Annotated in this window: 8 protein-coding genes and 1 pseudogene; 5 read left to right on the top strand and 4 right to left on the bottom strand. The window is 42.9% G+C overall.

Going from position 1 to position 4,982, the window contains the following annotated elements; genetic code table 11:
• A partial coding sequence (locus F6K57_RS36540; protein ID WP_293073085.1) for a hypothetical protein occupies positions 1-419 on the top strand: 419 nt, incomplete at its 5' end.
• Positions 420-736: 317 nt separating this feature from the next.
• Here F6K57_RS36540 and F6K57_RS36535 read toward each other — a convergent pair.
• Positions 737-877, bottom strand: coding sequence for a hypothetical protein (locus F6K57_RS36535; protein WP_293073082.1), 141 nt, complete (start codon positions 875-877; stop codon positions 737-739).
• A 189-nt stretch (positions 878-1,066) separates the two neighbouring features.
• On the opposite strand from F6K57_RS36535, the gene F6K57_RS36530 reads away from it, so the two are divergent.
• A complete protein-coding gene (locus F6K57_RS36530) occupies positions 1,067-1,723 on the top strand; it encodes a PEP-CTERM sorting domain-containing protein (protein ID WP_293073079.1) in 657 nt (218 codons plus the stop codon).
• Positions 1,724-1,781: 58 nt separating this feature from the next.
• On the opposite strand, the gene F6K57_RS36525 is transcribed toward F6K57_RS36530, so the two are convergent.
• The 3 genes from F6K57_RS36525 to F6K57_RS36515 form a co-directional block, all read right to left on the bottom strand.
• A complete protein-coding gene (locus tag F6K57_RS36525) occupies positions 1,782-2,177 on the bottom strand; it encodes a hypothetical protein (RefSeq protein WP_293073076.1) in 396 nt (131 codons plus the stop codon).
• Between the two features lie 90 nt (positions 2,178-2,267).
• Positions 2,268-2,414 (bottom strand): hypothetical protein, encoded by a 147-nt coding sequence (locus F6K57_RS36520; protein ID WP_293073073.1) that lies wholly within the window; start codon positions 2,412-2,414, stop codon positions 2,268-2,270.
• Between the two features lie 636 nt (positions 2,415-3,050).
• On the bottom strand, positions 3,051-3,200 hold the full coding sequence (locus tag F6K57_RS36515; protein ID WP_293073070.1) for a hypothetical protein: 150 nt from the start codon (positions 3,198-3,200) through the stop codon (positions 3,051-3,053).
• A 163-nt stretch (positions 3,201-3,363) separates the two neighbouring features.
• Between F6K57_RS36515 and F6K57_RS36510 the strand changes: the two genes are divergently transcribed.
• From F6K57_RS36510 to F6K57_RS36500, 3 genes and pseudogenes are all read left to right on the top strand, one after another.
• Entirely contained in the window at positions 3,364-3,561 is a 198-nt protein-coding gene (locus F6K57_RS36510; protein ID WP_293073068.1) for a hypothetical protein, read from the top strand.
• Between the two features lie 110 nt (positions 3,562-3,671).
• Positions 3,672-4,580 carry a HipA domain-containing protein gene (locus tag F6K57_RS36505; protein ID WP_293073066.1) on the top strand — a complete coding sequence of 303 codons (909 nt, stop codon included), beginning with the start codon at positions 3,672-3,674 and terminating at the stop codon, positions 4,578-4,580.
• A pseudogene (locus F6K57_RS36500) lies at positions 4,577-4,982 on the top strand (DNA-binding protein); the annotation flags it as partial. The gene F6K57_RS36505 and the pseudogene F6K57_RS36500, both read left to right, overlap by 4 nt.

The raw sequence follows: 4,982 nt of genomic DNA, 5'->3' as shown, positions 1-4,982 counted from the left end.
GAAGTAAAACTTTGACACAGCATCTCGAAGAGTTATTCAAAGTCTTGCTGCCAGCTATCATTAACCGTCCTTATGATATTCGGATTAGCTGTCAGTATGCCTTTGCTTTAGCTAGCAACACTAATGAAGAGGAACTGTTAGCTTCCTTACCTGTTATACTAACTCCTCGATTTACGGTTCAAAAGTCTGGGGATTCCACCGATATGTTAGCAGTGACTCAACAACTGCGAACAAATATTGTCCGAGAAATTGACAATTGGCAGACTCAGAAAAACCCCAATCAAACCAGGGGACGATATCTGTTTAGTTTTAGTTTCTTTTCCAATCCAGAAAATGTGAATAGTACGGATAATCCTAATTTGCCTTTGTTAACGGTGGAAAACTTGAATCTTTTGCTTACAGATATTATTGAGGGATAGTTAGACGGCGTTGCTGAATTGAAGTTGGTCAAGCCCCCTAAATCCCCCAACTTTGGGGGACTTTAAGAGTTTTGTTCCCCCCAGAATTGGGGGGCTAGGGGGGCGGGGGACTTTAAGAGTTTTGTTCCCCCCAGAATTGGGGGGCTAGGGGGGCGGAATCATACCCAGAATCAGCAACGCCCAATTCTCATACTCATGAGCGACATTGCTTATCCTTTTAAGGCAAGAGGAATCCCGCCTAACACCCCAAGGCTGTTTCATTGTCGGATAGAGCTGTTGACTAAAATGGTGATCGCTGTGATGTCAAATGCCAGCGGTCACTCGATTACATGGATAAATCGTGTTTGCCCGATGTAACTAATACTCCTTGAATCATAACGTGCTCGGAAGTCCTGAATGCGATTGGCCGTAGGCCACGCTACGCGATCGCGTTCGCCTTTGGCGTGGCCTACGGCCAAGCTTAGCCCGAAGGGCTAATCGCGGAAATTAGATTGGCAGGTTTGGGATTTTCTCCGCCAAGTATGGATAGGGTGAGGTGGGGTTCAGAATGGAGTGCGATCACTATCCTTCCATCCTTCAATGGTTGCCACTATAATATAGTTATTTTATCATTAACTCTAACGTGATTTTTGGTTTGGGGTATCAATATGGTTGCTTTAAAAGTGTTCTCAGTGGCTACAGTTGCCGTCGTTTTGAGCAGTTGCTTAATACCTGAAAAAGCCTTGGCTAGTCGTCTTGATTTCACAGCTGAAGCCATTGGCAGTTCAACTCCTTCAATAATCCTAAATCCCAGTATTGGTCAAACCCTACAAAACGGCGATTTTACGATAGAAAGGAATGGGGATAACATCCTTGGTAATGGGATTGATGAACAGACAAGTTGGAGCTTTGATTTTTCTGACTTGGCTACATCAATCAATAACTTATCCCAAGCGAACCTAATTTTAGACCTGACACCAAACAACGTCCTGATCACTAATGATACATTTGGGATCATAGGATTAGATCCTATTATTATTGCTCCGCCCCGCAATTTACCAATAGGAACCAAGCAATCGCTATCTTTAAAATTACTGGAGTTTTACAAGTCAGAAGAAATCGAGAAGGTATTTAATGCTAATAGTGGCAAAATTTCGGTATCTTACAGAGATGATGCCATTGTATCTCGTGCTGAGCTGTCATTGTCTACAAGTGAAAGAGTTCCCGAGCCTACTTCTATTCTAGGGATTTTAGCTTTGGGAGCTTTAGGAATTAGTTCCTTATTGAAGCACAAGCTCAAGCAGCAGAAACAAGCAAAGCAGTAATATCAATATAAAAATCCCGCCAGAGAGACGGGAGAATTGAGTGGAGTATTGTGGAGTGTTATCGGGGTTGGTACGGGTCTATGCCATTTTCCCGAAGGAGGCGGTGTAAATACTCGTTCTCTGTCCTTAACTGATCAGGTTCAGCCATACCCTCACAGAGATCCGTTAGCTGTTGCTTCAGTTCCTGGTTAAGGTACCGCCAGCACTCGTCGTTGTTCCGTAGATCGATAACTTCCCCTTCTAACCGCTTCACTTGCTCTTGGAGAAAGCTATCCCTGAAGTTTTTGTCACTCTCGAAGCCAAAACCGTCCCGGTAGCGCTCAACCAGTCCCATACTCATCAATCCTTTGCCTATCTTTATGGCTGTCTTCTGGCCAGGGATAAGGTTTTCGTTCCGCTTGTCGATCTTCAGAATGCTTAATTCCCAAATCAAATCTGCGATTGTCTCGACCAAGACTACATTTACCTTGTCTGGGTGGATTTCTGACTTCCATTGGTCGAATTGGAAACCCTTGCCTAATTAGCGTTTGAGTGTCCTTGAAGCCTAAGATTGGTCGAATTGGAAAAGCTTAGCTAATTGGGAAGCACCAGACCCAAATTTGTCTAGTTGGGGGTGCCACAGCCCTTCAATCTTGTATCCGTGTCCTAGGTTGATGGGAGCTACTTGTGCGAAATTTGGATTTTTTGTCATGATCAATCTCGAATGGTTTTACATTTACTTAGCGATCGCACTTCCGGGATAAGTTGGTGCGTTCGCGTAGCGTGGCCTACGGCCAATCGCTTTTTCAATGCAGTCGTCAGTATAACCTCCAACGACAGAAAAATCAAGCCTTTAGATCAGGTCAATGTAAGGCTGTTAAAGTCTTTCCCTACAAGGGTCTTGATAGTTTTAGTCCTTGATTTGGTAACGCTGCACATATTTGGTCAGAACTGGTCAAAAACCCATCAGATGGTGACGATGAAAGAGGACAAAAAACTGTACACGCCTTTGGGATCCTGCCAATGTGCAGATTCGGAACATTGGGAATAGCATGGCTCAAAAGCTTACCCCAAAACGTTTCTAGTCTGCTTGTCACCCCTGACGCAAGTGGTCGCTCAGCTTTCCGATACCGCAATTTCGACAGTGGCGCTAGGTCAAACACAAGACCTACTTATTGCAAACAAAATCACCACTATCATTTTCTGTTATTTTTGGTATCAGCACGCTTATAAAGATAACGAAAAGTGAGTTTAAGTCCGCTTTTGGGACTTATCAGGACTTGAATATTTTCGGTATTAGCAATGCCTGCGTTCCTATCATGGAAACTAGGTACTATAACAGGTTAATCTATAAGTCAACTTGGTTCCATTCCTGTTCCCCTCCATCTAAACGCTTCTGATTTTGGAGGATGGGGTTTTCTTTTCCCCTGGCCGTAGGCCACGCTACGGGAACAAACTCCCCAATTCGATAAAACTGTACTTCTCCCGACTCTCTCAATAATTTGTTACAAAACTTTTAAAAATATGCTATAATATGCAAATTTTTATGTTATAATGAAACCGTGGACAATCAAATCCACGGGAAGAGCCAGCCTGACGTACTTGCAAGGGCGAAGGCTGGCTCTGGCTACCCCTTAAAGTAAAGGAGATAACTTCATATTATGTCGCATCATCTAAGCCTATACCCATGGGTCATGGTTCGCCTATTACCACCGATGCCACCAGTCGTTTTCGCTCGGTTCCGCAACTGTTGTGATGCCAAAGGTCATTCGCAAGCCCTGAAACAGCTGGTGCCTGATGCTAAGTTTATAATAATTTTCGATATACCCCTCTTCTGTCAAACTGGGGTCAAACCCTGATTTTTCCTAGGCTGAAATGACGCCAATTGGTTCGATTGTGCCAAAATGACAGAAGAGGGCGATCACGTGACTTCATCTTTGAGTAAATGGGTTTTAATAGCGTTTTGTAGGTGGTAGCAAATCAGTACGAGATCATTCGTTTAACTTCGGAGCAAGAGAGTCAGGCTCAAGAGGAAACAATGGGGACAAAGGAAAAATTTTGGTTTGATCATTCTCAATTGAAAAAGTGTCTGTTCAAGTATCCTCGCCAAAACACAGGAGAAGACTGGTCAGAAAAAGTGGCATTTGAGTTATGCAATCTTCTAGATATACCTGCGGCGCGGTATGAGTTAGCAGAAACAGCCGATGGAAACAAAGGGGTGATTACAGTCAATTTTTTAGGAGAGGGAGAAACCCTAGTGCATGGTAATGAAGTACTTAGTGGCATTAATCCTGATTATCCCGCTTTGGTTACGCAAAAGGCTTATCAACATACAATTGAAGTGGTTATGGAGGCGATTAGAGAAAAATCTGTTAACTTCCCCCCTAGTTGGACAGTACCTGATGGTTTCACAGATGCCAGAGATTTGTTTGTTGGCTACTTGCTGCTAGATGCGTGGATTGGTAATGGTGATCGTCATCATGAAAATTGGGGGTTTGTACTTCCTAAGACCTCTCAAACAGGTATTTATCTAGCTCCCACTTACGATCACGCCTCATGCCTGGGTCGTGAACTTTCTGATACTAAACGCCAGCATAGGTCTGTAGAGTCTTACGTAAATGGGTGCAAGTCAGCCTTTTATCTTAACGAAAATGAAAAAAAGCCTCTGAAAACATTTGAACTTTTTGAATACGTTAACACTCACTATCCTAAAGCTAGTCAGGAGTGGCTCAACCGTCTTGAACAAATTTCAGAGCAACAGATAAATTCAACTTTACAGGCATTTCCAGATTGTCGTATCTCAAAAGAAGCATCTGACTTTGCTAAGAAAATTTTGCTCACCAACAAAAAAAGACTGCTCTGTCTATTAAATTTATGAATATCACTTCCTCAAAAACTTTATTTTTAGCTTGGCAAGATCATGAAAGTCGATCGTGGAACCCAGTGGGTCGATTGACATTTAATGGAAAAATTTACACCTTTGTTTATATAGAAGGTGCAAAGGAAGCGCAAAAAGAATTTGGGTTTGAGCCTCTAATGTCTTTTCCAGAGTGGAATAAGACCTATTGTTCCACGGAGTTGTTTGCGTTTTTTGCCAACCGAGTTATGTCACCCTCGCGTCCAGATTACCGAAAGCATCTAGACCGGCTCAAATTATCAGCCCAGAGTTTTGATTTGATGGAATTTTTAGGAAGGAGCGAAGGAAATCGACAAACAGATAATTTTAAAGTTTTTCCTTATCCAGACCTCGACAGTGACGGGAAATACCACCTTTGTTTTC

The sequence above is a fragment of the Moorena sp. SIO4A5 genome (assembly GCF_010672005.1).
GTDB lineage: Bacteria > Cyanobacteriota > Cyanobacteriia > Cyanobacteriales > Coleofasciculaceae > Moorena.
Note: the sequence above shows the minus strand (reverse complement) of the source record. Positions and strands in the feature narration are given on the sequence as shown.

Excerpts from the sequence above, each read along its gene's own strand:
- F6K57_RS36520 (WP_293073073.1), bottom strand. The coding sequence starts at position 2,414 with ATGACAAAAAATCCAAATTTCGCACAAGTAGCTCCCATCAACCTAGGA.
- F6K57_RS36510 (WP_293073068.1), top strand. The coding sequence starts at position 3,364 with ATGTCGCATCATCTAAGCCTATACCCATGGGTCATGGTTCGCCTATTA.
- F6K57_RS36530 (WP_293073079.1), top strand. The coding sequence starts at position 1,067 with ATGGTTGCTTTAAAAGTGTTCTCAGTGGCTACAGTTGCCGTCGTTTTG.